The organism is Absicoccus porci, assembly GCF_003725415.1.
GTDB lineage: Bacteria > Bacillota_I > Bacilli_A > Erysipelotrichales > Erysipelotrichaceae > Absicoccus > Absicoccus porci.
Genome location: NZ_RJQC01000008.1, coordinates 1 through 2,230, shown reverse-complemented (window position 1 = coordinate 2,230; position 2,230 = coordinate 1). Strand labels below are relative to the sequence as shown.

Here is a 2,230-nt window from a genome sequence, read left to right as displayed (position 1 = left end):
AGGGATATCAATCGGATGACGACTTCTTCAAGCAGTGCTAGTGTTTTGAGAAGTCTTTTTATTTTATCATCCATTAACCTATCTCCTTTCTACGTTTATATAATATCACTATATAGTTATATTGTCAATAAGAATAATTCTTTTTTTCAACATATCGAAATTTGTATGATCCCTTCATATAATATGTCTATGTGGGCCGAAGTCACACAAAAGCACCACAAATATATCTATATATAATATAGGTAAAGGGATATGGCTTTCCCTTTCTTAAAACTTTCTTGAAGATACCCTGAGTAGTGTTACTTGGGGTATCTTCATTTTTTTATGGGTTGATTCAAAGGCCTTCTTTTTTATATAATTGATGCAATGGGAGTGAATAGGTATGAATTTTTCAATGTTTAATGACTCTATGTTGAAGTGGGTCATCGCAATTATCATATTTGGTTTTATTGGTTGGTCGACATATAAAACGATAAAATTAATTCAAGCAAATCGTAAAGCGCTTGAGTTGTTTAAAAGTCAACATCCGCATGCAGAATTATTGGATGGATCCAGAAATTCGATGTTGTTGACATTTGCGTTTGGAATTGTCTGCCTGGTATTTTTGTTTATCACTGGTTCCGTATTGAAAGTAGATATGAGCCAGATCTTCTATTATCGTGTAGCTTATATCGCTTTGGCCTTGATGTTCTTTGGACAAGGCGTAGAAATGACGGTGCGTAAGAAATTATGGTTTGCGGAAGATGGTTTCTTCTATTTGGAAAAGTTTTATCGTTTCCGTATGATTACTTCATATGAGCGTCAAAAAGGGACGGTGCCAACGGTGAAGATCCAAATTGGACAAGAAGGAATTGTTTTACCAAACAATATGGCTGTGGCTGTAAAAGAGCATGCAGAAGCTTGGAAAGCTGAAAAGAAAGCGTCTAAGAAAAAAGGAAAGAGATAAGTATGGCTAAGGATTCCAAAAAACAAGAAACACCTCAAGTTACGCCAACGATGCAAAAAATCATGGATCATGATGAAAAAATGAAGAAGCGGAATAGTGGGCGTACGGCAAGTGAAGCGGTGATCAATGTATTTCGTAAGCATAAGGCCTATAGCCAGAAGCGTGCAGTAAAGATCGATGCATTTAAGGATTTGCCATTATCTACTTCAACGATTTCGTATACGATGGCTAATTTAATTGATCAAGGGGTCATCATGCAGAGTGAAGATCAAAAAGAATATTGGTTCAATGAAGCACGTTGGAATGAATTATCAAAAGAAGTGGTTCGAGATTATCAAATGATTTTCATCGTGCCATTGGTTGTGGGTGTACTTGTCTTTATTTTGATCAAATTCGTATTTCATTAAAAAAGAGCTAACCTTTTTCGTTAGCTCTTTTAATATGCCATTTGTTCTTGAGTTGTTTGTTTACCGTACATCTATTTTATTTGTTTTTACGTACCATTTTCATCTCACTAGATGTTTTCTAACTCCCACACTTGATTTTCCTACTTTTCCAAAGATGACCCTTATTGAAGATTTCTATTATTATGTTCTTCTCTTCTCATTCATCCTCTTCGTTAATAGTTCCATCAATTCTCATTTAAAACGACTTTTTCAGAATCTTTTCCTTCCTACCGCTATCACCTTTTAAATGATTCTTTTTGTACAATCATACTCTCCAAAGATACCTCTTTTGAAGATTTCTTTCCCTCTGGACATCTCTTCTCATGTATCTTCTTATTGAATACATTTTCTCATTTGAAACAGCTTTTTTCAGAATTTTTCTTCCTACCATTTTCCCTTTTCAAATGCAATTCTATTTTTTGTACTGTGTGTGAACAAATGGATGTAAACGAAGATTTCTCTTCTTCGTATGCATCTATTTCTCTTTGCACTTATATAATAACAGGAATCTTTACATTTACAATGAATTGGCTTTTTTGGATCAAATTGTGGAAATGTTAATGAAATAAAGCAACTTTTCGATACATATCGGCATGAATGCATTGTTTACCCATTTTTTTGATGACTTATGGACATGCCGTAAATGGTCGATCCAAATAATAGGTATTGCCATTTTTATCATCAAACATATAGATCATGGTGGCAATATGGCAATCCAAGACATAGGCATGCACACGAATTTTTCTGAGTATTTAAGATTTTGGGTGGGATTTCACTAATTTGTGGATTCCACTCTTTTTTTGTATTTAAGATTTTAGGTGGTTTTATTTAAGAAATA

General features: G+C 33.9%; 2 protein-coding genes. Both read left to right on the top strand.

Annotation, left to right across the window (positions count from 1 at the left end):
• The first annotated feature begins 382 nt into the window (after window positions 1-382).
• Window positions 383-946 carry a hypothetical protein gene (locus EDX97_RS11525; protein WP_128521295.1) on the top strand — a complete coding sequence of 188 codons (564 nt, stop codon included), beginning with the start codon at window positions 383-385 and terminating at the stop codon, window positions 944-946.
• Window positions 947-948: 2 nt separating this feature from the next.
• A complete protein-coding gene (locus EDX97_RS11520; protein WP_128521294.1) occupies window positions 949-1,353 on the top strand; it encodes a hypothetical protein in 405 nt (134 codons plus the stop codon).
• Window positions 1,354-2,230: the final 877 nt, after the last annotated feature.

Bases quoted from the DNA above. Each gene is read 5' to 3' on its own strand.
- EDX97_RS11520 (WP_128521294.1), top strand. From the start codon at position 949: ATGGCTAAGGATTCCAAAAAACAAGAAACACCTCAAGTTACGCCAACG.
- EDX97_RS11525 (WP_128521295.1), top strand. From the start codon at position 383: ATGAATTTTTCAATGTTTAATGACTCTATGTTGAAGTGGGTCATCGCA.